The organism is Pseudomonas sp. TWRC1-2 (assembly GCF_049896685.1).
Taxonomy (GTDB): domain Bacteria; phylum Pseudomonadota; class Gammaproteobacteria; order Pseudomonadales; family Pseudomonadaceae; genus Aquipseudomonas.
In genome coordinates, this window is record NZ_JAFCUU010000004.1 from 119,360 (window position 1) to 144,592 (window position 25,233).

Here is a 25,233-nt window from a genome sequence, read left to right on the forward strand (position 1 = left end):
TTTATTAAAGTATTGATTTTATTGAATTATTTACCTACTGATACACATTCTGACGAGGCCTTGTGCCAGCCCTGGAAACGCCCCACAGCGCCCCTGGCCTTTTCGAATATGCAGTGGCGCCGAGTCCTAGATGGCCGTCGCGCCACCATCCACCGCCAATGCCTGGCCCGTGGTGAACGCGGCACCGTCGCTGCACAGGTACAGCACCGCACTGGCGATTTCCTCGACTTTGCCGATGCGCCCGACCGGGTGCATGGCGGCGGCAAACTCAGCCTTGCGCGGGTCGGCTTCATAGGCACGCCGGAACATGTCGGTGTCGATCACCGCAGGGCACACCGCATTCACGCGGATTTTCTTTTTCGCGTATTCGATGGCCGCCGATTTGGTCAGGCCGATCACGGCATGTTTGGACGCCGCATAAATGCTCATCTTCGGCGCTGCCCCCAAACCCGCCACCGAAGCGGTGTTGACGATCGCTCCGCCGCCTTGGGCCAGCAGCAGCGGCAATTGGTGCTTCATGCACAGCCACACGCCCTTGACGTTAACGCCCATGATCGCGTCGAACTCATCCAGGCTGCCGTCGGCCAGCTTGCCCTTCTCGATCTCGATCCCGGCATTGTTGAAGGCGTAGTCCAGCCGACCATAGGCGGCGACAGTCTGCGCCATCAACTGCTGCACATCGGCTTCCAGCGTGACGTTGCAGCGCACGAACAACGCCTCGCCGCCCGCCTGTCGAATCAGCGCAACGGTGCTCTCGCCGCCCGCCACGTCCAGGTCGGCAACCACCACTTTCAAGCCTTCGGCGGCAAATGCCAGCGCGGTGGCGCGGCCAATACCGGCGGCGGCGCCGGTGACCAGGGCGACCTGGCCGGAAAACGTCATGCTCATGGGGATGTCCTGTGGGGAAAATAGCCGTGGGCCGAGTCTAGCCAACCGCAGGACGGGCGCGTCAGCACTATCAGAAGGCCGGTTAGCTGTGTATGAATCGCAGTGATAAGGCCACCAGCATCACTATCAACCAGGCCTATCGGCGGGCATTCGCGCTTCTCTCGCAACCTTGCTCTCAGGCCGTTAGGGGTCTATCACTTGGGGTTCATTTCTAAAGAGTCCTTTGCCATGACTGCCCAGACCAACCGCCAGTTCCTGCTCGCCAAACGCCCGGTCGGCGCGGCGACACGGGAGACCTTCACCTATCAGGAAGTGCCGGTGGGCACGCCAGGGGATGGGCAAGTGCTGGTGCACAACGAATACCTGTCCCTGGACCCGGCCATGCGTGGCTGGATGAACGAGGGCAAGTCCTACATTCCGCCCGTCGGCATTGGTGAAGTGATGCGCGCGCTGGGCGTGGGCAAGGTGATTGCGTCGAACAACCCGAAATTTGCAGTGGGTGACTACGTCAATGGCGCGCTGGGCGTGCAGGATTACTTCCTCGGCGAACCGCGCGGCTTCTACAAGGTGGACCCCAAGCTCGCGCCGCTGCCGCGCTACCTGTCCGCCCTCGGCATGACGGGCATGACCGCCTACTTCGCCCTGCTCGACACGGGCGCGCCCAAGGCCGGCGAAACCGTGGTGATCTCCGGCGCCGCCGGGGCGGTGGGCAGCATTGCCGGGCAAATTGCCAAGATCAAAGGCTGCCGCGTGGTCGGCATCGCCGGCGGCGCCGACAAGTGCAAATTCCTCGTGGATGAATTGGGCTTCGACGCAGCCATCGACTACAAAAGCGAAGACGTGCCAGCCGCCCTCAAGCGCGAATGCCCTAAAGGCGTGGACGTGTATTTCGATAACGTCGGCGGCGACATCCTCGACGCCGTACTCAGCCGCCTCGCGTTAAAGGCGCGGGTGGTGATTTGCGGTGCCATCAGCCAGTACAACAATAAAGAAGCCGTGAAAGGCCCGGCCAACTACTTGTCGTTGCTGGTCAACCGTGCGCGGATGGAAGGCTTTGTGGTGATGGACCATGCGGCGAACTTTGCCGCGGCCGGGCAGGAGATGGCCGGCTGGATGGCGCAGGGCAAGCTCAAGAGCAAGGAGGATATTGTCGAGGGGCTGGAGACGTTCCCAGAAACACTGATGAAGCTGTTCAACGGCGAGAACTTCGGGAAGTTGGTGCTGAAAGTCAGCTGACCACTGTGGATCGAAATGTGGGAGCGGGCTTGCTCGCGAATACGGTGTATCAGACACACATCCGGTGACTGACACTCCGCTTTCGCGAGCAAGCCCGCTCCTACATTTTAGCTCAGCGATATTCAGGCGATTTCGGCGACAACTGCCGCCAAGGCTTTCGCCGGGTCCGCCGCCTGGCTGATCGGGCGACCGATTACCAGGTAGTCCGAACCCGCATCCAGTGCCTGGCGCGGCGTCAGAATGCGCCGCTGGTCATCCTGGGCACTGCCCGCCGGGCGAATGCCTGGAGTGACCAGTTGCAGCGACGGGTGAGCGGTCTTCAGGGCCTGGGCTTCCAGCGCCGAGCACACCAGACCATCAAGACCTGCCTTCTGCGCCAGCGCCGCCAAGCGCAATACCTGCTCCTGAGGCTCGATATCCAGGCCGATGCCGGCCAGGTCCTCGCGCTCCATGCTGGTCAGCACGGTCACACCAATGAGCAGCGGTTTCGGGCCGCTGCGCTGTTCCAGCACTTCACGGCAGGCCGTCATCATGCGCAGGCCGCCGGAGCAGTGCACATTGACCATCCACACGCCCATTTCAGCCGCGGCCTTGACTGCCATGGCGGTGGTGTTGGGGATGTCATGGAATTTCAGGTCGAGGAACACTTCGAAGCCTTTGTCACGCAGGGTGCCGACAATTTCGGCGGCGCAACTGGTGAACAATTCCTTGCCGACCTTGACCCGGCAAAGCTTGGGGTCCAACTGGTCAGCCAGCTTCAGTGCGGCGTCACGAGTGGGGTAATCCAGGGCGACGATGATAGGAGTCTGGCAGACGGACATTGGAATGGGCTCTCAGGCAAGTCGAAATCGGCGCGGATTGTAGCGCAAGCGGCGCCGTTGCGGGATCCGATGATCGGTAAAATACTGATCGAGCGCCCATAACCCGGCATTTAGCGCAATTGTGTCAAGACTGATACATTCACGACATGCCCTCAACACGCACCACGTCTAGCCTCGCGCACATGACCGCCCGTCCAGCACTTCCAGCCATGGAGCTGGGCGCCTATGCTGACAGCAACAACCCAGGCAGATGATCGCACTATGCATACCCCTACCGTCTCTGTAAACGAAGAGCAAAAAGGCGCGGTGATCGCCGAAGACAAGCGCTGGAATACCCGTGCGCTGATCGTCGATGACGATCTACCGATTCGTGAACTGCTGATCGACTACCTGGCGCGCTTCAATATTCTCGCCGTCGGCGTCACCGACGGCACCGCCATGCGCACGGCCATGCAAGCTGAAACCTTTGATGTGGTGGTGCTCGACCTGATGCTGCCGGGCGAAGACGGCCTGTCACTGTGCCGTTGGCTGCGCACCGAATCGGACATCCCGATCCTGATGCTCACCGCGCGCTGCGAACCTACCGACCGCATTATCGGCCTGGAACTGGGCGCCGATGACTACATGTCCAAGCCCTTCGAACCGCGCGAGCTGGTGGCACGCATCCAGACCATCCTGCGCCGGGTACGCGATGACCGTACCGAGCAGCGCGCCAACATCCGTTTCGACAACTGGCGCCTCAACAGCGTACTGCGCCAGCTGGTGGCCGACGACGGCCTTGTGGTGCCGCTGTCCAACGCCGAGTTTCGTCTGCTGTGGGTGTTTATCGAACGCCCGCGCCGCGTGCTAAGCCGTGAACAATTGCTCGATGCCGCGCGTGGCCGTTCCATCGAGGCGTTTGATCGCAGCATCGACTTGCTGGTCTCGCGCCTGCGCCAGAAGCTGGGCGATGACCCCAAGGCACCGCAGTTGATCAAGACTGTCCGCGGCGAAGGCTACCTGTTTGACGCGCGGGATATCGGCTGATGCGCGCCACCTTCAATACGCTGTTCGGCAGGCTGTTCGGCGTATTGCTGGTGGCCATTGTGCTGGCCCACGTGCTGGCGTTCTTTTGGTTTCACCACTATGGCTCGCCACCGCCGCCGCCTCAGGAAACCTTTGTCGAGCAGCCGGATGGAACGATGAAGCCGCTGCCCAAGCACCATCGCCCCTGGTTCGGTGGCCCGATGGTGCCACTGACGTTTCAGTTTATTTCGCTGATCATTGCCGCCTGGTATGGCGCCAAACTGCTGAGCCGGCCGATCCAGCGCCTGAGCGCAGCCGCCGAACGCTTGAGCCTCGACCTCGACAGCCCACCCCTCAATGAGTCCGGGCCTCGCGAGGCGCGGCAGGCTGCATCGACCTTCAACCTGATGCAAAAACGCATTCGCGAGCAAGTCAGCCAGCGCGCACGCATGCTCGGCGCCGTTTCTCACGACCTGCGCACCCCGCTGTCACGCCTCAAGCTGCGTCTGGAGCAGATCGAAGACACCAAGCTGCAAGGTCAGATGCGCCAGGACCTGGACGACATGATCGACATGCTCGACTCCACCCTGAGCTACTTGCACGAACAGCGCACCAGCGAAACCCGGCACTGGCTCGACGTGCAGGCGCTGGTCGAATCCCTCAGCGAAAACGCCCAGGACCAGGGCTCTGATGTGCAGTTCGCGGGCAATTGCGCGCCTTTGCAGGTGCAGCCGATGGCACTGCGCTCGTGCCTCAACAACCTGATCGACAATGCACTGCGTTATGCCGGTACGGCGCGGGTGGAACTGAGCGACAGCCGCGAAGCCTTGGTCATCCGTGTGATCGACCACGGGCCGGGGATTGCGGCGGATAAACGTGAGGCCGTATTCGAACCGTTCTTTCGCCTGGAAGGCTCACGCAACCGCAACTCCGGCGGCGTCGGCCTGGGCATGACGATTTCCAAGGAGGCGGTGGAACGCCTCGGCGGCAGCCTGAGCCTGGAGGAAACCCCAGGCGGCGGCCTGACCGCCGTGATGCGGTTGCCGAGGGCTTAAAGGGGTTTGTCTTCGCGACGCACTTGCGCCTGGGTCGCGCTCCAATCCGTCAGCAGGCTGTAGGCCACCGCCAGCAAGGTCGGGCCGATAAACAGACCGATAAAGCCAAAGGCGATCAACCCGCCAAACACGCCCAGCAGCACAATCACCAGCGGCAGGTTGCCGCCGCGGCTGATCAGGTACGGCTTGAGCACGTTGTCGACGCCGCTGATGATGAACGTGCCCCACACACCGAGAAACACCGCATAGGTGTAATCGCCCTTCCAGGCCAGCCAGGCCGTGGCCGGGATCCAAACCAGCGGCGGCCCCATGGGGATCAGGCTGAGCAGGAAGGTGACGATGCCCAGCACCAATGCGCCCGGCACGCCGGCGATCAGGAAGCCGATCAGCGCCAGCAACGCCTGAGCGGCGGCGGTACCAATCACGCCGTTGACCACGCGTTGCACAGTGCCGGCCACCAACTCGATGTAGTAACCGGCACGGTCGCCGATCAAGCGTTCCAGCAGGCGATGCACGAACGTCGCCAGGCGCGGCCCGTCGCGGTAGAAGAAAAACACGAACACCAGGCTCAGGGTCAATTCGAGGATACCGCCGCCGATCTGCGCGCTGCGCGCCAGCAACCAGTTGCCGACCTGGCCCAGGTACGGCTTGATGCTGACCATCAACGCCGCGCCCTGCTGGTCGATGCTGTCCCAGGTGGCCACCAGGCGCTCACCAACCAATGGAATCGAACCCAGCCACGTTGGCGCGGCCGGCAGACCGTCAACCTGGATATCCTTGATCAGGCCCACCGCGTCGCGTACATGGTCGGCCAGGTTGAACCCCAGCCACACCAGTGGCACCGCCACCAGCAGCATCCAGCCCAGGGTCAGAATGCCCGCCGCCAGGGATTCCCGGCCGCCCAGCCAGCGGGTCAGCAAACGCATCAGCGGCCAGCTGGCAAACGCCAGCACCGCGCCCCAGAACAGCGCCGACCAGAACGGCGCCATCACCCAGAAGCTGGCACCAAACAACACCAGCAGCAGGATTTGCACCAGTAGGCGATCGTTATTGAGCATCGGGTATCTCGAGAATAAGGCTGTAGGAAGAGAGCTTAGGCGAACGGCACGGGTCCGTTCGCCCTGTTGCGGGTCAGCGTATCAGATGCAGGTGCAAACCCTTAGCGTCACCGCTGCCGGTTTCCATGCGCGCGGCGCGCACGCCGCTGTCGATCAGGCCCTGGCGCCAGGCTTCGGCGGTCGGCCCGGTCAAGCTGACGCGCAAGGTGGCGTCGAGGTTCAAGCCACGGGAAATCAGGGTCAGCCAGGTGGCGTCGGGTTCGGCGCCCAACGCCGGGAAGTCCAGTTCGCCGGTGCTTTTCAACTCACGCAGCAAGGTGGCCGAGGTGGGCAGCAAGTCCCCCAGCGGCGCGCTGGCGTCGAGCTGTTCAACATGCAGATAGGCGCGACGGTTGCCGCGGGTGATGCCGTACAGCGCTACCAGGGAATTGTCCTGCGGCGCCGCCAGACGCAGCAGCAGGTATTCCTGCTGCCCATCGGCGCCGACCAGTTTGGCGTTGCCGAACACTTCGTTGGCCCACAGGCTGCTTTCGCCGCAATCGCGAGCCTGGCACCAGAACAACAGCTGCGCGCCCTTGGCCTGCAACGCTTCGCGCGTCGCGGTAAACGCGGCACTGGAAGTGTGCTCGGCGGGCAGCTCATAGGTGATGGCGGTGGTCTGGCCACGCGCTGTGGCTTGGCCTTCGTAACGCAGTTGGCCGCTGATCTTGCGGATCGCGCCCATCGGGTAGATGCGTTCCTTTTCTTCAGCGGGGCGGTAATCGACGATTTGCGCATCGGTCTGACGGGCCACGGCCGGTAAATCCTGGCTTCCCGGCAGGTCGGCGGCGAACACCAAGGGGCTGAAACAGCACAGCCCGAGGGCACGGATACATCCTTTGCGCAGGCTCATCGGATCGGTGAGCCCTGGCCATTAGAGGTCGCAGCAGTGTTCATAGCGTTCATGGTTGACTCCCTTTCAATCCGCCCAGCCTCGGCAGTTGCCCGCGTCAAGTCAAGGCGCGTGGAAGAACCGATTGAAACAGTCTGCAACAAGCAGCGCGCCGGGCTCATCATTAAGGTGTAAATGATGGCCGCCGGGCAGCGTGTTCACTGTAAAAGGTAGCTGAGAAAGCAATTCTGGATGTTTCGCCAGCATGCCATCAGCCGCGACCACCAGCTGTGTAGGGCAACCCACGCGCCGCACGAAAGCCATCGCCTGCTCATCGGTCAGGCGCATCGGCGAGGCGAGCGTCAGGCGGCTGTCCGTACGCCAGGTGTAACCGCCCGGCACCGGCATCAAACCGCGCTGGGCCAACAGCTCGGCGGCTTCGCGACTGACCGCCACCACGCCTTTCATGCGTGCTTCCACGGCGCGATCCAGCGAGGTGTAGACCGGTTTGCGCTTGTCCTGCAGGTTCAGTTGCGCCTGCAGCGCCATGCCCAGCCGCTCGGCGGCGCTCTCGCCCGCGGCGGTGGGCGGGACCACGCCGTCGATCAACCCCAGGTGCGTGACTCGCTCCGGCAAGGCACCGGCCAACACCAGCGAGACGATGGCGCCGAGGGAGTGGCCAAGTAATGCAAAACGTTTCCAGCCCAGCTGTTCGGCAACTTGCAACACATCAAAGACGTAATCCCACAGGGCATAACCGGCGCCGGCAGGACGGTGCGCCGAGTGCCCATGACCGGCCATGTCCAACGCGACGATACGCAAACCGTGCAGCTTCGGCGCCAGCCGCGCAAAGCTGTTGGCGTTGTCGAGCCAGCCATGCAGGGCGATCACCGGCAAACCGTCTTCGGGACCAAACAGATGCGCCGCCAACTCGATGTGCGGCAGGCTCAGGCGGACTTCTTCGACGGGCGTGCTCATGCGCAACTGCGCTCGCGGGCTGCCCAGCGGGAAAACAGGTTCTTGATCAAGGTCGCGGTGTCCTGCGGGCGTTCGAGGGGAAACATATGACCGCCGGGCATGGTGAGCATTTCGCCCATCGGCAGGCGGTCGACGCCGCTGGCATGGTGACGCATCACCACGCGGCTTTGACGGCCGCGCACCACCGCCAACGGCACCTTCAACTGACGAACCTGGCCAGGGCTGGTGTGAGGCACGCCGCGGTAGATGCTGATTTCAGTGGCCGGATCAAAGCGCAGACGCAGGCGATCGCCCACCTGTTGCAAGCCATGTTGCAGGTACGCGTCAAAGCATTCCGGATCGAACCCGCGAAACAGCGTCTTGCCGGCAAAGTAGCTGCGCGCGGCCTCCAGGTCGGCAAATTCTTCACGGCGGCCCAGCGTACGCCCGGCCGGGGTCAGGCGGTCGATAAAGCCGAAACGCTTGGCGGCACGGATCACCCAGCGGTCAGCGCGGGTCAGCACCGGCGAATCGAGCATCACCACGCCGCGGTACAGCTGCGGACAGCGCATGGCCGCGTGCAAATGCAGCACACCGCCCAGGGAATGGCCCACACCCCACACCGGTTCCGGCTGCAACTGCAAATGGTGGATCAACTCGTCCACCAGGTTCTGCCAGTTGTCGTCCACCGGAAACCTGGGGTCGTGACCGTGTTGCGGCAGGTGAGCCACGGCATATTCCGGGGCCAGGGCGGCAAACAACTTGCCGTAAGTAGCCGAAGGGAAGCCATTGGCGTGGGCAAAAAACACGTGCTGCGACATACCGGATCCATCTGCAAAAACAGAAGTTGATTGTCACCATGCCCGGCCGTTACAGCAATGACTGTAACCGCCAGGAATGATGACACTCACGCCACGCCTATCGCGCCGGCGGGTTCTCTCCCAGCGGTACCACGGCCATGGTCAGGCGCGACACGCAGCTGGATTTGCCCTCATCGCTGGTCAAGCGAATGTCCCACACTTGAGTGGTACGGCCGATATGGATCGCCCGGGCCACCGCCGTGACCCGCCCGCTGCGCACACCGCGCAGGTGGTTGGCATTGACCTCCAGGCCCACGCAATAAAACTTGCTGGCATCGATGCACAGGTAAGCCGCCATGGAACCGACGCTTTCAGCCAGCACCACCGACGCACCGCCGTGCAGCAGGCCGTAGGGTTGATGGGTGCGATGGTCGACCACCATGCTGGCGGTCAGGGACTCGTCGTCGAAGCTTTCGAAGCGGATGTCCAGCAGCTCACCAATGGTGTTTTTCTGGCTCGCGTTGAGTTGCTCGATATTCGGTTGGGTGCGCCACAAACTCATGAAGGTGTCCTTATTGGTTTTATTACGACCCTAATCCTGCCACACAATGGCTTCGTTGCGCGCGCTCCAAACTGCAAGCTCGGCACCGTAGGTCGACTCGATCACCGTGCGTTTGATTTTCAGGGTCGGCGTGAGAAAGCCGTTTTCCACCGCCCAACTGTCTTTCACCACCACCAGCTGGCGCAAGCGTTCGTGTTTATCCAGTGCCTGGTTGACCTGTTCCAGCCAGCGTTCGAGGCTGCTGCCCAAGGCGTTTCGGTCCTGAGGCCCGGCGGACAACACGCACAGGCCGATCGGCGCAGTCAGGCCATCGCCCACCACGCACACTTGCTCAATGCGTGCATGTTCGGCCAGGCGGTTTTCAATCGGTGCCGGGGCCACGTATTTGCCCTTGCTGGTCTTGAAGATTTCCTTGAGCCGCCCGGTCAGGCGCAGGCGGCCGTCGGCGTCCTGTTCGCCTTTGTCGCCGGTACGCAGAAAGCCATCATCGGTCAGGGTCTCGGCGGTTTTCTGCGGGTCCTTGAAGTAGCCGAGCATGGTCGCGCCGCTGCGCACCTGCACTTCGCCCGACGCGTCGATGCGCACTTCAACGCCAGGGCACGGCAGGCCGATCCAGCCGAGCGTCTGCTGGCCGGGGCGACACACATGGGAATAGCCGCAGCTTTCGGTCATGCCATACACCTCCAGCACATCCAGCCCCAGGCGCTGATACCAACGCAGCAACGCTTCGGGCACGGGCGCCGCCCCGGACAACGCAATGCGCAGGGCATCCAGGCCCAACCCCGCAAGGACCTTATGGCCGACGCGCTTGCCGATAAATGGCAGCCGCAGCAGGCTGTCGAGGCGCTTTTGCGGGATCTTGCTGTAGACGCCCATCTGGAACTTGGTCCAGATCCTCGGCACGCCGAACAGCGCCGTTGGCCGGGCCCGACGCAGATCCGCCAGAAAGGTATCGAGGCTCTCGGCGAAATACACGGTTTGCCCGGTGTAGATCGAGGCCAATTCCACGAACATGCGCTCGGCCACATGGCACAGCGGCAGGTAGGACAGCAACCGGTCGCCCTCCCCCAGGCCGAACAACTCGGTGCCACGGGTGGCGGCAAAACCCAAGGCGCCAAAGGTTTGCATCACGCCCTTGGGCAAGCCGGTGGTGCCGGAGGTGTAGACGATGGTGGCCAGGCTTGAGGCGCCAGGTTCGGGGTTGTCCTGGATCGGCGAGCAGGCTTGCAGGTCGGCCCAGCGGTAATCGAAGTCGCCGGCCGGGCACAGGGGCAGGCTGATGGTCGGCAGCCCGGCGGGGATACCCGGCGCCATCGCAGGCCAGTCATCCAGCTTGCCGATCAGTACCAGCGCCGCCTCGGAATGGGTCAGCACATGGGCGACGGAGTCGGCGGTGAGGTTGGGGTACAGCGGCACCGAGACGTGCCCGGCCATCCAGATCGCGAGGTCGGCGATGATCCAGTGTGCGCAGTTTTTTGAGATCAGCGCGATGTGCGAGCCTTGCGGCAGCTCGCGGGCACGCAGCCAATGCGCGGCGCAACGGGCCTGGTGGCCGACCTCGCCCCAGGTGAGGGTCTGCACCTCGCCAGCGCCGATGGGTTGCACCAGAAAGGTTTTGCGCGGGTGTCGCGCTTCACGTTCGAAGAAGACCTGCAACGGCAAACGAAAAGCGACGGGCATGGGACGCGCTCCTTTGTGATCCGGCCATAGCCAACCAAGCACTTGCTTGGTTGACTGTATAGCACACACTGGGGGGTGATTTATCCTTGGAGCCTTTGGGGGTTACGCATGTTTTTGGGGTTGTTACGGGGTTGCTGGGGGTATATCCGCTATTTAGGTGATGGCTGAGATGGGTTCCGCCCTTACGGCGGGTCACTTTTGAAAAGAGCCCAAAAGTAACCAAAAGGCTCTTGCCCCACCACTCGGCACCTCGCTTAGGCTCGGTGTGCCCTCACGCAGGCTTTGGAGCGTGGTTTAACGGGGCGCCTAAGATCAAAATCAAAAGCAAAAGCACGGCGGCCTGGTAGCCGACCTGAGTGGTTAGATCAAAAGCGGAAGCGAGGCGGTCTGACAGCCGACCTGATCTTGGAAGCTGAACTCAATCAAATGTGGGAGCTGGCTTGCCTGCGATGGCATCTACTGGGTGTCACTGATACACCGAGGTGCCTGCATCGCAGGCAAGCCAGCTCCTACAGAAAGGCAAAGCAGTGCGGTGCCGGCAGATGCACTCGGTCAATTTGTGGGAGCGGGCTTGCTCGCGAAGGCGGTGGGTCAGTCAGCTTATGTGTCACTGACACCCCGCCTTCGCGAGCAAGCCCGCTCCCACATTTGGATCTCAGCATCAGATACACGCTGGCCGAGCTCAGGCGAGGTGCCCAGGGGTGGGGCACAGACCTTTTGGTTGCTTTTGGCTGGGCCGGCATTCCGGGCGTTTGCCAAAAGTGACCCGCAGTAAGAGCGGAACCCTAAGAAGCCGTTACCGCAGCAACGGACATGCACCCCGACCCTACGGGTTATTCACACCAACCAGACTCATCAACCCCGCCAACGGAAAATCCCCCTCAAGCTCCGCAAGGCTGGCAGTGTGCATCGGTTGCGGCTGACGCAGATGACCATGCTGCAAAAAGCTGATCAAGCTGCCCACCAACGGCTGATGGCTGACCAGCAGCACGTTGTCATCGGTGTCGAGCTTTTCCAAGACCTGCAACGGACTGCTGTCAGGCGTCAACCACGGCACGGTACGAATCTGCGGCTCAAACCCCAAGGCGTCACGAACCAAGTGGGCAGTTTGCTGCGCACGCACATACGGACTGGCGAGGATGGCGCTGATCGGCTGGCCGATCAGGTGCGCGGCACTGCGCAACACTTCGCCACGGCCATGCTCGGTGAGGTTGCGCTCGGCGTCGGTGCGCGCATGCCCTTGGGCTTCACCGTGACGCAAAATCCACAGCTTCACAGTTTTGGCTCTTCATCACGCACCGGGTGCGGCGCTGGCGGCACGCTGTGGGCGGCCTCACCTTCAGGAGCACGCGGGGTGGGCCAATCGGCGAAGGGCCAGGGTTTCTGCTCGGTGTGGAAGCTGCCGAAACGGCCGATCTGCGCAAGGAACTGGCTGAGGCTGTCGCCAAAATTCATCAGGCCCAGGTTCGGCGCGCCGTAGACCAGGCGATACACCAACTGCACCACCACCAACGCGCCCAGCAGGAACTGGGCAACTTGCCACACCAGGGCAAACACCAGCATCCACAGGATACGCAGGAGAATGGACTCGTATTTCGGGGCCGCTTTGGGATCGTTCATGGCGCGTTCCTCAGTTGAAACCACTGGTGGAAATAAAGTCGACATCGGTCTTGGGCTCGGCGCGCATCAGCAACTCGATGACTTGGTTCAAGGTGCGCCCTTCAAACAGGATCGCGTGCAGCCCGGCGACCAGCGGCATATATACCCCGACCTCCTGAGCCTTGGCCTTCAGCACTTTAAGCGTGTTGACGCCTTCAGCCACTTCGCCCAGGCGCGTGACCGCGTCTTCCAGGCTCAAACCCTGGCCCAGGGCGAAACCGACCTGGTAGTTGCGGCTTTTCGGCGACGAGCAGGTCACGATCAAATCACCCACGCCCGCCAGGCCCAGGAAAGTCATCGGGTTGGCGCCCTGATTCACCGCAAAGCGGGTCATCTCCGCCAGCGCGCGAGTGATCAGCATGCTCTTGGTGTTCTCGCCCATGCCCAGGGCCACGGCCATGCCGGCGATGATCGCGTAGACGTTCTTCAGCGCCCCGCCCAGTTCGACACCAAAGCGGTCGCCGCTGGCGTAGACGCGAAACGTGCGGCCATGCAACACCGCCTGGACGCGTTCACATAACGCTTCATCTTCACTGGCGACCACGGTGGCCGTCAGCGCATGCTCGGCGACTTCCCGCGCCAGGTTCGGCCCGGACAGCACGCCAATGCGCGCCTGAGGGGCGATCTCTTCGAGGATTTCGCTCATCAGCTTGAAGGTGTGCGCCTCGATGCCCTTGGTCAGGCTGACCAGCAGCTTGCCCGCCAGGCGTTCGGCGTGAGGCGCCAGCACTGAGCGCAAGGCGCTCGAAGGCAGTGCGACAAAGCACAGGTCACATTCCGTCAGCGTGGCCAGCAGATCGGTCACCGGTTCGACCGCCGCATGAATCTTGATGCCTTTAAGGTAACGGGGGTTTTCCCGATGAACGCGGATGGCCTCGGCCTGCTCGGGATCGCGCATCCATTGGCGCACCGCGTGGCCGTTCTCGGCCAGCAGGTTTGCCACGGCGGTACCAAAACTTCCGCCTCCCAGGACCGCAATAGGGCGCTGTTCAGTCATATGCAATCCGTTAATCCATACCAGTGGCGATGGCGGCATTATACGGGGCGACCCGCTTGCGGCCAGCCCCCGTATCAATTCCCGCGCTTGTCGGAAAATGCCACCGCTGTGTGAAGTAATTGCGCGGGCCACGACTGGCAAATGGCCCCACCTCAGTTAACATGGGCGGCTATCCGTAATTATCAAGGCCGTGCCGTGTATCTGGGCCCTCCTCCTCGCTCACCTCTATTGTTGATGCTGTTGTGCAGTGTGCCTGCCGTGGCGGATGACCTGTTTCTGGACAGTCAGCCGCTGCCACAGGTGCTGACGGCCACGCGTCTCAAGCAATCGGCGGCCGCCGTGCCCGGCAGCATGACCGTGATCGACAGCGAACTGATCAAGGCCAGCGGCGCCCGGGACATCGCCGAGTTGCTGCGGCTGGTGCCGGGGATGATGGTCGGCTACACCACCGGCAACCAGGCGGCGGTGAACTACCACGGCACCAGCGCCAGCGATGCGCGGCGCATGCAGGTGTTGATCGACGGGCGTTCGGTGTACCGCGCGGGCCTGGCCACGGTGGACTGGAGCGATATTCCGGTGGCGATGGAAGACATCGAGCGTATCGAGGTGTTTCGCGGCCCCAACACAGTCAGCTATGGCGCCAATGCGCTGATGGCGGTGGTCAATATCCTCACGCGCTCGCCGTCCAACAGCCACGGCTCGCGGGTCAAAGTGATCCGTGGCGAACGTGGGATCAACGACTTCTATGCCAGCCAGGGCATGGGCTGGGAAACCGGTGACTTGCGCCTGTCGATGTCCGGGCAACAGGACGATGGTTTTGACAGCGATGCCGTCGGCGCCGACCGCCGTGACGGCCGCCGCCTCAGCCGTTTCAGCCTGGCGGTGAGCCAGACCCTGAACGCGCAGCAGAGCATCGATTTGCAACTCGACGCCAAGGAAGGCAGCAACCAGCGCCCCTACACCTACACCCCGGTATTCGCCGGGATTACCGAAGGTGGCACCAATTCCGACGTAACAGCCAAGGACTATGCCGGCTCCGTGCGCTGGAACGTCGAGTTCAACCCCGAACACAGCCTGTATATCCAGGGCTCAGCCCAGCAATGGGACCGCCAGCAGGTCTGGAAAGCCTGTGACGCCAAGGTGTCGTTCAGCCCGGAACTGACCCAACTGTGGCAGCTCAACCCCAACTACGCCGAGCAGTTGGCCCGCCACATGGACATCTACAGCAAGGGCACGGCCCCGTCCGGCACCGCCGCCGAACAAGCACTCGGCAACCAGGTGCTGGACCAGTGGCGCCAGGGTGCCAGCCAGAGCGTGTGCGGCAATATCGACCAAAGCACCCGCGAAAGCCGCTATGACATTGAGCTTCAGGACACCCTGAGCCTGTCCGACAGCCTGCGCCTGGTCAGCGGCATGAATTACCGCTACGACCGCGCCGATTCCGACACTTACTTCAACGGCACCCTCGACGACACCACCTGGCGCCTGTTCGGCCACCTGGAATGGCGCGCCAGCGAACACTGGCTGCTGCAAGGTGGCGCGATGTACGAAGACACCCACTTGAGCGGCAACTCGCTGACGCCGCGGGTGGCGGTCAATTACCTGATCAACCCGCGCCACGGCCTGCGCGCGGTGTATTCCGAGGCGATTCGCTCGCCGGACATGTTCGAGAACAACGTCAACTGGAGCTATCGCGTCACCAATCTCAGCTCCCCGGCCTATGGGCAAAACTCCGGGCAATATTTTGTGGTAACTCGCGGCCCCGGCAACCTCGATAAAGAGTTGATGCGCTCGCGCGAGCTGGGCTACAACGGCTTCTTTGCCGACCTTGGGCTGAATGTCGACGTGAAACTGTTCTACGACGAAATCACCGACATGATCAGCTCGCCACTGCGCAACAACCAATACATTGCCAGCAACGCCAACAGCGCACGGTTTACCGGCGCCGAGTCGCAGTTCGACTGGCGCATGAGCAACGCCGACCGCCTGCGGCTGACCTATGCTTACGTCGACGCCGCTTCAAGCAACCCGCTGGACAAGGCACAAACCGCACGCAACAGCGGCTCTGCCGGCTGGCTGCGTGAATGGGGCCAGGGCTGGTCCAGTGCGTTGTTCTACTATGGCGACGACGCGCTCAACAGGTATCGCTTCGAACGGGTCGACCTGCGGGTGGCCAAGCGCATTGCCTTGGGCAACGCCAATGTGGAGCTGGCCGGCATGTTGCAACAACGCCTCGATAACCAGCCCACCACCTGGGCCGACAACAATTACGACAGTCGCCACGTGCTCTACTTCAGCGCGGAGTTAGAGTTCTGACATGGGCGATCAGTCACGGATGACCCTGCGATTTTTTCCCCGGCTCTGGCGGCGAGGCGTGCTGTTGGCGTGCCTGCTGCTGAGTGCGCCGGTGTGGAGCGCCGACATCCTGCTGACCGCCGCCGAAGACGGTGCCGGCGTCCAGGCCTTCGCCCAGGCCCTTGCCCAGCGCCGCCCCGACGACCATGTGACCTTCACCCCGCTCAAAGACTTGCCGGCGCCGAGCCAGTTGCCAGCCAGCACCCGCCTGATCCTGTTGGACCTGCCCGGTCTTGACTGGCGCCTGCAGGATGCCCAAGGCCCGTCGACCCTGGTGCTGCGCATCAGCCGCCTGCAAGCTCGCCAGCGGCTGGGCAGCACACATCCGGCCAGAATCAGCCTGTTGTGGAGCGACCCGCCGCTGGAACGCCAGTTGAGGCTGATCGCCAGCATCCTGCCCCAATACCGACGCATCGGCGTGCTTTACGGCATCGACAGTGAATTCCTGCTGCAGGAGCTGCGTCAGTATGCGGCGCCCATGGGGCTGGAAATTGTGCCGCAGCGCTGGGACAACATTAATGACAGTCGTCCCTTGCTGAACCTGTTCAAGAACAGCGATGTGTTGCTCGGCCTTGACGACCCGCAGCTGTACAACCCCAAGACCGTGAAGAACCTGTTGCTCAGCAGCTATGCCCAGCAACTGCCGTTGGTGGGCCCCAACGCCGGGTTCGTCAAGGCCGGCAGCCTGGCCAGCACCTACAGCGACCAGGCTGACTGGCTCGACGTGCTCGACCGACTGCTGAACCACCCGCCGTCCAGTTGGCCACGCACGTTGTACCCGGAACACTTCAAAGTCGTGGGCAACCCGCAAGTCGCGCGCTCACTGGGCATCGAACAGGTTGACGAAGTCGCCGTCGCCGCCGGACTGGCCGAAGGAGAAAAACGCCCATGACCTTGCGTCGTCGTTGGGACATCAATACCCGCACCCAGCTCATCACCTTGGGCCCGGCGCTGTTGCTGACCCTGCTGCTGATCAGCTTCTTTACCTTCGTGCGTATTCAGGATTTGCGCCAGGAGCTGGACCATACCGGTCAGTTGATCGCCAACCAACTGGCCCCCGCCACCGAATACGGCGTGATTTCCGGCAACATCGATGTGCTCGACAGCTTGCTGCGCGCGACACTGGCCACGCCGCACGTGCGCTTCCTGGAGATTCAGGACAGCACCGAGAAAATCCTCTTGTACGTCGAACAGCCGTCGGAGAAGCACGACCATTCGCTGTCGGTGAAAGTGTTCCAGGCACCGATCCGTCTGCAACATATCCAGCTGGGTAATGACTTTTTCCAGGACAACCTCAACGAACCCAAGGCGCCGCGGGCGGATTACCTGGGACGGGTAATTGTCGGCATGTCCAATGACGCGTTCAGCCAGCGCCAACAGGAGATTCTGTTCAAGGCCGGGATTCTCGCCCTGTTCGCCCTGCTGTTTACCTTCCTGCTCGCACGGCGTCTGGCCGCCAGCCTGTCGCAGCCGATCAGCGCCATGGGCCACGCGGTCAAAGCGATCCAGCAAGGCGACTACAAGACGCCGCTGCCGATCGTCGACGACTCGGAGCTCGGTGACCTGTCGCGCCATATCAACAACCTCGCCGAGGGCCTCAACCAGGCCAGCCGCGAGCAGCACCAGGCCATGGCCCAGTTGATCCAGACCCGCGAAGAAGCCGAGCGCGCGAACAATGCCAAGTCGGACTTCCTGGCGATGATGAGCCACGAGCTGCGCACGCCCATGAACGGCGTGCTGGGCATGTTGCAACTGCTGGAAACCACCGAGATGACCGAGGAGCAGACCGAGTACGCGGCGCTGGCCTCCGAGTCCACCGAACACTTGCTCAAAGTGATCAACGACATCCTCGACTTCTCGCGCATCGAGCGCGCCGCGCTGGAGCTGGAGCATATCCCGTTCAATCTGGCGGACCTGATCAGCAGCTGTGCCCAGGCGTTCCAGCACAGCGCCCAGCAACGCGGCCTGGCGCTGGCGTTGCCGATTCCGGCGGGCATGGAGTCCTTGCGGGTGCAGGGCGATCCGACGCGGATCCGGCAGATCCTGGTGAACCTGATCGGCAACGCGCTGAAGTTCACCGAGCATGGCACGGTCACCGTCGAGCCTCACTGGCAAACCCTCGACCATGAATTGGTGTGGTTCACCTGCACCGTGCGCGACAGCGGCATCGGCATTTCCGCCGAGCGTCTAGAACTGATGTTCGATGCGTTCCAGCAGGCCGACAGTTCCATTTCAAGACGTTACGGCGGCACCGGGCTGGGCCTGCCGATCGCCCGCACCCTCGCCGAACGCATGGGCGGCACGCTGCGCGCCAAGAGCGAAGAAGGCCGTGGCTCGGTGTTTACCCTGGAAATTCCGCTGGCCATCGACCAGCAAAGCCTGCCGACCATTGCCCTGCACGCCGAAGGCAAAACCAGCGCCGGTAACGGCCGCCACGTGTTGCTGGTGGAAGACAACCCGGTCAACCGCACCGTGGTTGAAGCCATGTTGCGCAGCCTGGGCTTTGAAGTGAGCCTGGCCACCGACGGAGCCGAGGCGATCCGCAGTGCCGAGAGCCTGATATTTACCGCCATTCTGATGGATTGCCGCTTGCCGCTGATCGATGGCTATGAAGCCACCCGCCAGATTCGCCAACTGCCCGGCTGCGCCAATCTGCCGATTATCGCGCTCACCGCCAACGCGTTGCAGGGCGATCGCGAGGCCTGTTTGGCAGCCGGAATGAACGATTACCTGGCCAAGCCGTTCAAACGCACGGATTTGCAGCAAATACTGCAACGTTGGGTGCAATAGCGCTGCGCCATCAACCAACTGCGACTGGCGTGAAACACGAAAGTGCGGCAGTCTTAGGCACCCGAACGGGCCTATAAACAGGCTCGGTTTAAAATTTCAGTGAACAAGTGTACATTCAGTGCCTTGCCGCTGTGACTTTCACTACAACGCAATAGTCTATGTGTAGGCTGCCGACATGAGGCATGAACGCTTCATTCGGTTCGGGAAGATTTGCCCTACCCTGCCGCATGGGATTATTGAGGAGCTCGCATGACCAAACAAAACGCCTTTACTCGGGAAGACCTGCTGCGCTGCAGTCGCGGTGAGCTGTTCGGCCCAGGTAACGCGCAACTGCCCGCCCCGAACATGCTGATGGTGGATCGCATCACCCATATCAGCGAAGAGGGTGGCAAGTACGGCAAAGGTGAATTGGTCGCCGAGCTGGATATCACCCCTGACCTGTGGTTCTTTGCCTGCCATTTCGAAGGCGACCCTGTCATGCCAGGTTGCCTGGGCCTCGACGCCATGTGGCAACTGGTCGGCTTCTACCTGGGCTGGCAAGGCCTGCCGGGCCGCGGCCGGGCACTGGGTTCGGGCGAAGTGAAGTTCTTCGGCCAGGTCCTGCCGACCGCCAAGAAAGTCACCTACAACATTCAAATCAAGCGCGTCCTCAAGGGCAAGCTGAACCTCGCAATCGCCGATGGTTCGGTCACTGTCGACGGTCGCGAGATCTATACTGCCGAAGGCCTTCGGGTCGGCGTATTCACTTCCACTGACAACTTTTAAGGGTTATCCGCATGCGCCGCGTCGTTATCACTGGTCTGGGCATTGTTTCTTGCCTGGGCAATGACAAAGAGACCGTCACCGCTAACCTGCGTGCAAGTCGCCCTGGCATCCGCTTCAACCCGGAATATGCCGAAATGGGTCTGCGTAGCCAGGTTTCCGGCTCCATCGACCTGCCCCTCGAAGAACTGATCGATCGCAAGATCTATCGCTTCGTCGGCCACGCTGCCGCTTACGCCTACCTGGCCATGAAAGACGCCATCGCTGATTCCGGCCTGAGCGAAGACCAGGTATCGAACGTACGCACTGGCCTGATCGCCGGCTCCGGCGGCGCATCGACCCTCAACCAGATGGAAGCGTTGGACATCCTGCGCGAAAAAGGCGTGAAACGCGTTGGCCCGTACCGTGTAACGCGGACCATGGGCAGCACCGTTTCGGCCTGCCTGGCCACGCCGTTCCAGATCAAGGGCGTGAACTACTCGATCTCCTCCGCGTGCGCCACCAGTGCTCACTGCATCGGCACTGCGGTCGAGCAGATCCAGCTGGGCAAGCAAGACATCGTTTTCGCCGGCGGTGGTGAAGAAGAGCATTGGAGCCAGTCGTTCCTGTTCGACGCCATGGGCGCACTGTCCACCCAGTACAACGAAACCCCGGAAAAGGCCTCCCGCGCCTACGACGCCAAGCGTGACGGTTTCGTCATCGCCGGCGGTGGCGGCATGGTCGTGGTCGAGGAGCTGGAACACGCTCTGGCCCGCGGTGCGAAGATCTACGCGGAAATCGTCGGTTACGGCGCCACGTCCGACGGCTACGACATGGTTGCGCCAAGCGGCGAAGGCGCTATCCGTTGCATGCAGATGGCCATGTCCACCGTGGATACCCCAATCGACTACCTGAACACCCACGGCACTTCGACCCCGGTCGGCGATGCCAAGGAAATGGAAGGCGTGCGTGCGGTATTCGGCGACAAGGCTCCGGCCATCAGCTCCACCAAGAGCCTGTCCGGTCACTCCCTGGGCGCCGCTGGCGTTCACGAAGCGATCTACTGCCTGCTGATGATGGAAGGCAACTTCATGGCCGGTTCGGCCAACATCGAAGAGATCGACCCGGTCGTCGCCGATATGCCGATCCTGACCAAGACCGTCGAGAACGCAAAAATCGACACCGTGATGAGCAACAGCTTCGGCTTCGGTGGCACTAACGCCACTCTGGTGCTGAAACGCTGGCAGGGTAAGTAAGACCTGTAGGCTGAGCATGTGAAAAAGCCCCGACTGGTTCGGGGCTTTTTTATGCGTGGCTGGATTTGAGACCGAGTCGCCGCATCGCAGGCAAGCCAGCTCCCACATTTGACTGTGTTCACACATCAAAGTGTGGGAGCTGGCTTGCCTGCGATAGCGTCCACTCGGTTTACGGCACTACACCGAAAACCGCGCCACCATCGTGTTCAGATCCACCGCCAACCGCGACAACTCCTGGCTCGCCGCACTGGTCTGATTCGCCCCGGTCGACGTCTGATGCGCCAAATCGCGAATATTCATCAAGTTGCGATCCACCTCGCGCGCCACCGCGGCCTGCTGCTCCGACGCGCTGGCAATCACCAGGTTGCGCTCGTTGATCAGGGTAAACGCCGACGCAATCTCTTCCAGCGCCGTGCCCGCCGACTTGGCGATGCCCAACGTGGACCGTGCCCGCGTATTGCTCTGCTGCATCGAACTCACGGCCTGATCGGTGCCCTGTTGAATTGCGCTGATCATCTGCTCGATTTCCTGGGTCGACTGTTGCGTGCGATGGGCCAAGGCCCGCACTTCATCCGCCACCACCGCAAACCCACGCCCGGCGTCCCCGGCGCGGGCCGCTTCAATCGCCGCATTCAAGGCCAGCAAATTTGTCTGCTCGGCAATTGAGCGAATCACATCCAGCACTTTGCTGATGCCATACACCTTTTGCGCCAGCTCCTCGACCTGGGTCGCATTGGCGGTCACATCCGTGGCCAGGGCCTCGATCGACTCGACCGTCTGGTGCACCTGTTCACGCCCGTGCTGGGCAATGCGGTCGGACTCACGCGAGGCTTGTGACGTCGCCACGGCGTTGCTCGCCACCTCTTCCACCGCCGCCGTCATCTGGTTAACCGCCGTCGCCGCCTGTTCAATTTCCTGATTCTGCTGGTGCAAGCCGCGGGTAGCGTCTTCGGTGACGCAACTGAGCTCTTCGGACGCCGAGGCCAATTGGTTGGACGATTCGGCAATACGCCGAATGGTGTCGCGCAGGTTCTCCTGCATGCCTTTGAGCGCCTGCTGCAAACGCGCCGGCTCGTCGCTGCCCGTCACGCTGATCTCACCCGTCAAGTCGCCACTGGCCACGCCCTGGGCGATTTTCAACGACTGTGCCAGCGGCAGCACGATACTGCGAGTCAGCCACACCGCCAGCCCGATGGTGATCAGCGCGGTGACCACGATCATGCCGACCACCCAAGTGCGAGATTGAGCAAACACTCGTTGCGCCAGGCTCGCAGCCTGATTGGCACTGGCCTTGTTCAAGGCCACCAGGTCGTGCAGCGTCCCGGCCATCTCATCGGCAAGTTGATTCATCTCGCCGTTGACCACCTTGATTGCGTCTTCCAATCGATTGGCCTTGGAGAGCGTCATGACCTGTTCCTGGCGCTGCAGGTATTGCTGCTCCCCGGCCTTGAAGCGATCAAACAGCGTGCGCTCTTCGGGCAGCACAATCAGCGCTTCATAGAGGGTTTGCGCATGGTGCAGGCCACTTTTGAGCTCGGTGAGTTTCTGCTCGTTCTGCGCCAGCGCCTGTGGGTCTCGATTGACCAGCAAGCGCAGGGTCAGCGCACGAACCCGCAACAGGTCCTGGCTCATCTCCCCCACCGCCATCACGCTGGGCAACCAGTTGTTTTCGACCTGATCCGACTGCTGGCGCATATTGGCCATCTGCAACAGGGCAAAGCCGCCCAAGGCGAACACCATCAATGCCAGCACGCCAAAGCCCAAACTGGCGCGGGGGGCGATATTCAGACTACGCATACTCATTGCCTGGATTCCTTCCAAATGCGCTGCATCCACCTGCAGCGGGTCTCCTGAAAGGTATCGGCCCGTGTTCAATATTGCGTAAGACGAAAAGGCGATATCAATGTGCTTGCTCATCGCGAGCTGATTTCGGCAGAACTGCCAGAAAGTTGTCTCGCGCTACCTTGCGGGCTACCTCCTCGGGCAGAGCGTCGAGAAAGGGTGCAAAGCGATGCATTTCCTTACCGAGCTTGTTGAAGCGCCCTACAACATCCGAACCCAGCATAAAACGCTCCGGGAAGCGCTCTACCAGCTTTACCCACTCGGGCCGAGGCTTGCCCGCTTCATCGAGCAAGTAAGGCGTGAGCATGCTCCAGGACAGGTCAATGTAGAGATTGGGGTACGCCTCAAGCAGGCGGTTCAAGGTCGGCAGAAGAAAGTCCATCTGCACCTGATGACGGTGAATCTCTTTGCTGGTGCCGGCATGGGCCCAGATAAAGCGGGTGTGCGGGTGGTTGCGCAGCGATTCTTCCACCTCCGGCAGGTACAGCGGGTTGCGCTCGCGCTTGGAGGTAATGTTGGCGTGCAGCATCACCGGCAGATCGTTTTCGGCGGCGAGGTGATAGATGCGCCTCATGGCTTCGTTGTTGGCGCGCGGGGTGTCGCCGGCGGTCAAGGCCGTGAGGTCATCATGGCGCGTGAACACCTCACCGATGCCCTGCCAAAGCCCGGGGTTGAGATCCAGCATGCGCTGGATATGGGCCGCGGAATTTTTGTCGTTAGGGTTGAAGCCGGATAAAAACGGGTGAAAGTACCGACGCTGCTCAGGTGTGAGTTTGTTCACCGCAGCCGCAACGATCACGTCAGTGGCGCTGTACCAATAGGCATCGGCATCGTCCCCGGCGTAGTAACGCGGGCGCTTGGGTTCGTCTTCGTGCCATTTTTTAGCGACGGGAATACCGGAAATCATCACGTGTTCGATGTGGGCGTCGGCCATCGCCTTGAGCAATGCATCCATGCCCGCCGTTTCCTGGAAAAAATCCACGTAGTGCAGGTGCGCGTCGCTGTAGGCATAGTCGCGCGCCTGCACCGCAACGCTGGCGGCGGCGAACAGCAGGGCGAGACTCAGGCGGGTCAGGGGCACGGTAGAACCTCGGTATCGGCTAATACGGGTAGACCGTGTGCACAGCACCACGGTTCATCGGCCAAAAACGCGGAACACCTAAGTGCCAGCATGTTCTATAACTGCATGACCTTCATCCTGCCAACCTTGTGAGGTTCACCATGCCTGTTACCGTCAACACCCTGAACCACGACAATTTTCGCCACAGTGTGAATATCAATAACCACGAACTGTTCACCGACCTGCCCAAGAGCCTGGGCGGCGACGACTCGGCGCCCTCCCCCCACGACTATTTCGATGCTGCCCTGGCCTCGTGTAAGGCCTTGACCGTCAAGCTCTACGCCCAGAAGAAAGACATCCCGCTGACCGGCGTGACCGTGGAAGTCACCCACGACAGCACCGAGGAGCAAAAAGGCAAATACAAACTCAACGTCAAGCTGACCCTCAAAGGCGTGCTCACCGACGCACAGCGCGATGAGCTGCACCACGTCGCCGATCGCTGCCCGGTACACAAACTGATGACCACCGCCGACGTCACCATCGAGACCACATTGTCCGAAGGCGCTTTCAGCCAATAGCGCCAACCTCCCGTCGAGCGGGTTATGCTCTTGGTCATCCAACCCGCTCAGACAGGGACGCACCATGCCCATCCTCACCGTGATCCGCCCGCGCGCCGAAGAGGTCGAGGGCCAGCCAATCCTGCGCCCGCTGCCGTCGCGCGAATGCCGTAGCGTCGGGCCTTTCGTGTTTTTCGATCACATGCTGCTCACGCGCTATGCGCCGGGTACCGGCATGAACATCCGCCAGCACCCGCATATCGGGTTGTCCACGCTGACCTATTTGTTTGAGGGCGCGCTGCAGCACAAGGACAGCCTCGGCTCGGACCAGGTGGTGCAGGCCGGCGACGTCAGTTGGATGACCGCCGGCAGCGCGATTGCCCACGTCGAACGCACGCCCGAGGCACTCAAGGCCGACGGTTTCAGCCTGCATGGGCTGCAAGTGTGGCTGGCCTCCCCCAAGGACCATGAAACCGGACCCGGGCATTACAGCCATCACGCGGCAGCGAGCTTACCGGTCAGTGACAACCTGGGCGTGCAGGTTCGCCTGATCGCAGGCGCCGGCTTCTGCCTTAAATCGCCAGTACCGGTGCTCTCGCCCACCGTGTATGCCGAAGTGCAGATGCAGACGGCCACGACGCTGCTGATCCCGGATGAATACGAGGAACGGGCGGTGTATGTGCTGGAGGGTGAAGCGCAGTTGGACGGTGAGGCCTTGGCGGTGCATAGCCTGGTTGTCCTGCCTGCCGGGCAGGAAATGACGCTGTTCGCTGAAAGTGATTGCCACCTGGTGGTGTTTGGCGGCGCGCCGCTGGACGGGCCACGGCGGATCAACTGGAATTTTGTCACGAGCGACCCGGCGATGATCGAACAGGCGCGGCAACGATGGGCGGCCGGGGATTGGCCGACGGTGCCGGGGGAAACTGAAAGAATTGAGTTGCCTGGGAGATAGCCATCGGGGGCAAGCCCCCTCCCGCACTTGAACTGTGAATACATTCAAAATGTGGGAGGGGGCTTGCCCCCGATGAAGCCCTAACAGGCGC

At 62.0% G+C, this 25,233-nt stretch carries 23 protein-coding genes and 1 pseudogene; 10 read left to right on the forward strand and 14 right to left on the reverse strand.

From position 1 onward, the window contains the following. Nucleotides 1–126: 126 nt before the first annotated feature. Entirely contained in the window at nt 127–888 is a 762-nt protein-coding gene (locus ACP7B3_RS13070) for an SDR family oxidoreductase (protein ID WP_426179070.1), read from the reverse strand. A gap of 228 nt (nt 889–1,116) precedes the next feature. Here ACP7B3_RS13070 and ACP7B3_RS13075 point away from each other — a divergent pair, with 228 nt between their 5' ends. Continuing rightward, a complete protein-coding gene (locus ACP7B3_RS13075) occupies nt 1,117–2,124 on the forward strand; it encodes an NADP-dependent oxidoreductase (RefSeq protein WP_262206904.1) in 1,008 nt (335 codons plus the stop codon). A gap of 122 nt (nt 2,125–2,246) precedes the next feature. Here ACP7B3_RS13075 and pyrF read toward each other — a convergent pair whose 3' ends face one another. Further along, nucleotides 2,247–2,945, reverse strand: a complete 699-nt coding sequence (gene pyrF / locus ACP7B3_RS13080; RefSeq protein ID WP_017734306.1) for an orotidine-5'-phosphate decarboxylase — start codon at nt 2,943–2,945, stop codon at nt 2,247–2,249. 261 nt (nt 2,946–3,206) lie between these two features. On the opposite strand from pyrF, the gene ACP7B3_RS13085 reads away from it, so the two are divergent. Together ACP7B3_RS13085 and ACP7B3_RS13090 are read left to right on the forward strand one after the other, a co-directional pair. After that, a complete protein-coding gene (locus ACP7B3_RS13085) occupies nt 3,207–3,971 on the forward strand; it encodes a response regulator (RefSeq protein ID WP_106580678.1) in 765 nt (254 codons plus the stop codon). Then, complete coding sequence (locus tag ACP7B3_RS13090) at nt 3,971–5,005, forward strand: sensor histidine kinase (protein WP_145164942.1); 1,035 nt, start codon at nt 3,971–3,973, stop codon at nt 5,003–5,005. The genes ACP7B3_RS13085 and ACP7B3_RS13090 overlap by 1 nt, the downstream gene beginning before the upstream one ends. Here the strand turns inward: ACP7B3_RS13090 and ACP7B3_RS13095 are convergent. The 9 genes from ACP7B3_RS13095 to ACP7B3_RS13135 form a co-directional block, all read right to left on the reverse strand. Next, the gene (locus ACP7B3_RS13095) at nt 5,002–6,063 is read right to left on the reverse strand and encodes an AI-2E family transporter (protein ID WP_145164944.1); all 1,062 of its coding nucleotides are present in this window, start codon (nt 6,061–6,063) and stop codon (nt 5,002–5,004) included. The two genes, ACP7B3_RS13090 and ACP7B3_RS13095, sit on opposite strands and share 4 nt — an antisense overlap. Nucleotides 6,064–6,136: 73 nt before the next feature. Continuing rightward, nucleotides 6,137–6,955 carry a DUF4892 domain-containing protein gene (locus ACP7B3_RS13100; RefSeq protein WP_242193681.1) on the reverse strand — a complete coding sequence of 273 codons (819 nt, stop codon included), beginning with the start codon at nt 6,953–6,955 and terminating at the stop codon, nt 6,137–6,139. Nucleotides 6,956–7,057: 102 nt separating this feature from the next. Beyond that, nucleotides 7,058–7,912: an alpha/beta hydrolase gene (locus ACP7B3_RS13105; protein WP_369303426.1), complete on the reverse strand. Its 855-nt coding sequence runs from the start codon at nt 7,910–7,912 to the stop codon at nt 7,058–7,060. Next, nucleotides 7,909–8,712 carry an alpha/beta fold hydrolase gene (locus ACP7B3_RS13110; RefSeq protein ID WP_145164950.1) on the reverse strand — a complete coding sequence of 268 codons (804 nt, stop codon included), beginning with the start codon at nt 8,710–8,712 and terminating at the stop codon, nt 7,909–7,911. The genes ACP7B3_RS13105 and ACP7B3_RS13110 overlap by 4 nt, the downstream gene beginning before the upstream one ends. Before the next feature lie 97 nt (nt 8,713–8,809). Beyond that, nucleotides 8,810–9,253, reverse strand: a complete 444-nt coding sequence (locus ACP7B3_RS13115; RefSeq protein ID WP_145164952.1) for a hotdog fold thioesterase — start codon at nt 9,251–9,253, stop codon at nt 8,810–8,812. A gap of 30 nt (nt 9,254–9,283) precedes the next feature. Beyond that, nucleotides 9,284–10,933, reverse strand: a complete 1,650-nt coding sequence (locus ACP7B3_RS13120; protein ID WP_262206913.1) for an AMP-binding protein — start codon at nt 10,931–10,933, stop codon at nt 9,284–9,286. Nucleotides 10,934–11,759: 826 nt separating this feature from the next. Next, nucleotides 11,760–12,209 (reverse strand): phosphohistidine phosphatase SixA, encoded by a 450-nt coding sequence (sixA, locus tag ACP7B3_RS13125; protein WP_426179076.1) that lies wholly within the window; start codon nt 12,207–12,209, stop codon nt 11,760–11,762. Next, nucleotides 12,206–12,553 (reverse strand): DUF4389 domain-containing protein, encoded by a 348-nt coding sequence (locus ACP7B3_RS13130; RefSeq protein ID WP_119739584.1) that lies wholly within the window; start codon nt 12,551–12,553, stop codon nt 12,206–12,208. Before ACP7B3_RS13130 ends, sixA begins: the two co-directional genes overlap by 4 nt. A gap of 10 nt (nt 12,554–12,563) precedes the next feature. Then, nucleotides 12,564–13,589 carry an NAD(P)H-dependent glycerol-3-phosphate dehydrogenase gene (locus ACP7B3_RS13135; protein ID WP_106576724.1) on the reverse strand — a complete coding sequence of 342 codons (1,026 nt, stop codon included), beginning with the start codon at nt 13,587–13,589 and terminating at the stop codon, nt 12,564–12,566. A 195-nt stretch (nt 13,590–13,784) separates the two neighbouring features. Between ACP7B3_RS13135 and ACP7B3_RS13140 the strand changes: the two genes are divergently transcribed. From ACP7B3_RS13140 to fabB, 5 genes are all read left to right on the forward strand, one after another. Beyond that, on the forward strand, nt 13,785–15,905 hold the full coding sequence (locus ACP7B3_RS13140) for a TonB-dependent receptor plug domain-containing protein (protein WP_426179079.1): 2,121 nt from the start codon (nt 13,785–13,787) through the stop codon (nt 15,903–15,905). Nucleotide 15,906: 1 nt separating this feature from the next. Further along, the gene (locus ACP7B3_RS13145; protein ID WP_426179081.1) at nt 15,907–16,836 is read left to right on the forward strand and encodes an ABC transporter substrate-binding protein; all 930 of its coding nucleotides are present in this window, start codon (nt 15,907–15,909) and stop codon (nt 16,834–16,836) included. Then, nucleotides 16,833–18,734, forward strand: coding sequence for an ATP-binding protein (locus ACP7B3_RS13150; protein ID WP_426179083.1), 1,902 nt, complete (start codon nt 16,833–16,835; stop codon nt 18,732–18,734). The genes ACP7B3_RS13145 and ACP7B3_RS13150 overlap by 4 nt, the downstream gene beginning before the upstream one ends. 249 nt (nt 18,735–18,983) lie before the next feature. Continuing rightward, nucleotides 18,984–19,499, forward strand: a complete 516-nt coding sequence (gene fabA / locus ACP7B3_RS13155; RefSeq protein ID WP_003210552.1) for a 3-hydroxyacyl-[acyl-carrier-protein] dehydratase FabA — start codon at nt 18,984–18,986, stop codon at nt 19,497–19,499. A gap of 11 nt (nt 19,500–19,510) precedes the next feature. Next, nucleotides 19,511–20,731, forward strand: a complete 1,221-nt coding sequence (gene fabB / locus ACP7B3_RS13160) for a beta-ketoacyl-ACP synthase I (RefSeq protein WP_106576728.1) — start codon at nt 19,511–19,513, stop codon at nt 20,729–20,731. 177 nt (nt 20,732–20,908) lie between these two features. Here fabB and ACP7B3_RS13165 read toward each other — a convergent pair whose 3' ends face one another. The 3 genes and pseudogenes from ACP7B3_RS13165 to ACP7B3_RS13175 form a co-directional block, all read right to left on the reverse strand. Then, nucleotides 20,909–21,772 (reverse strand): methyl-accepting chemotaxis protein, encoded by an 864-nt coding sequence (locus tag ACP7B3_RS13165; protein WP_371924121.1) that lies wholly within the window; start codon nt 21,770–21,772, stop codon nt 20,909–20,911. After that, nucleotides 21,764–22,648 (reverse strand): annotated as a pseudogene (locus ACP7B3_RS13170) (MCP four helix bundle domain-containing protein); the annotation flags it as partial. The gene ACP7B3_RS13165 and the pseudogene ACP7B3_RS13170, both read right to left, overlap by 9 nt. After that, on the reverse strand, nt 22,632–23,654 hold the full coding sequence (locus ACP7B3_RS13175) for an amidohydrolase family protein (RefSeq protein WP_426179085.1): 1,023 nt from the start codon (nt 23,652–23,654) through the stop codon (nt 22,632–22,634). The gene ACP7B3_RS13175 and the pseudogene ACP7B3_RS13170, both read right to left, overlap by 17 nt. Before the next feature lie 140 nt (nt 23,655–23,794). Between ACP7B3_RS13175 and ACP7B3_RS13180 the strand changes: the two genes are divergently transcribed. Both ACP7B3_RS13180 and ACP7B3_RS13185 read left to right on the forward strand, forming a co-directional pair. Beyond that, nucleotides 23,795–24,211: an OsmC family protein gene (locus ACP7B3_RS13180; RefSeq protein WP_145164970.1), complete on the forward strand. Its 417-nt coding sequence runs from the start codon at nt 23,795–23,797 to the stop codon at nt 24,209–24,211. Between the two features lie 64 nt (nt 24,212–24,275). Next, nucleotides 24,276–25,142, forward strand: a complete 867-nt coding sequence (locus ACP7B3_RS13185) for a pirin family protein (protein ID WP_426179087.1) — start codon at nt 24,276–24,278, stop codon at nt 25,140–25,142. Nucleotides 25,143–25,233: the final 91 nt, after the last annotated feature.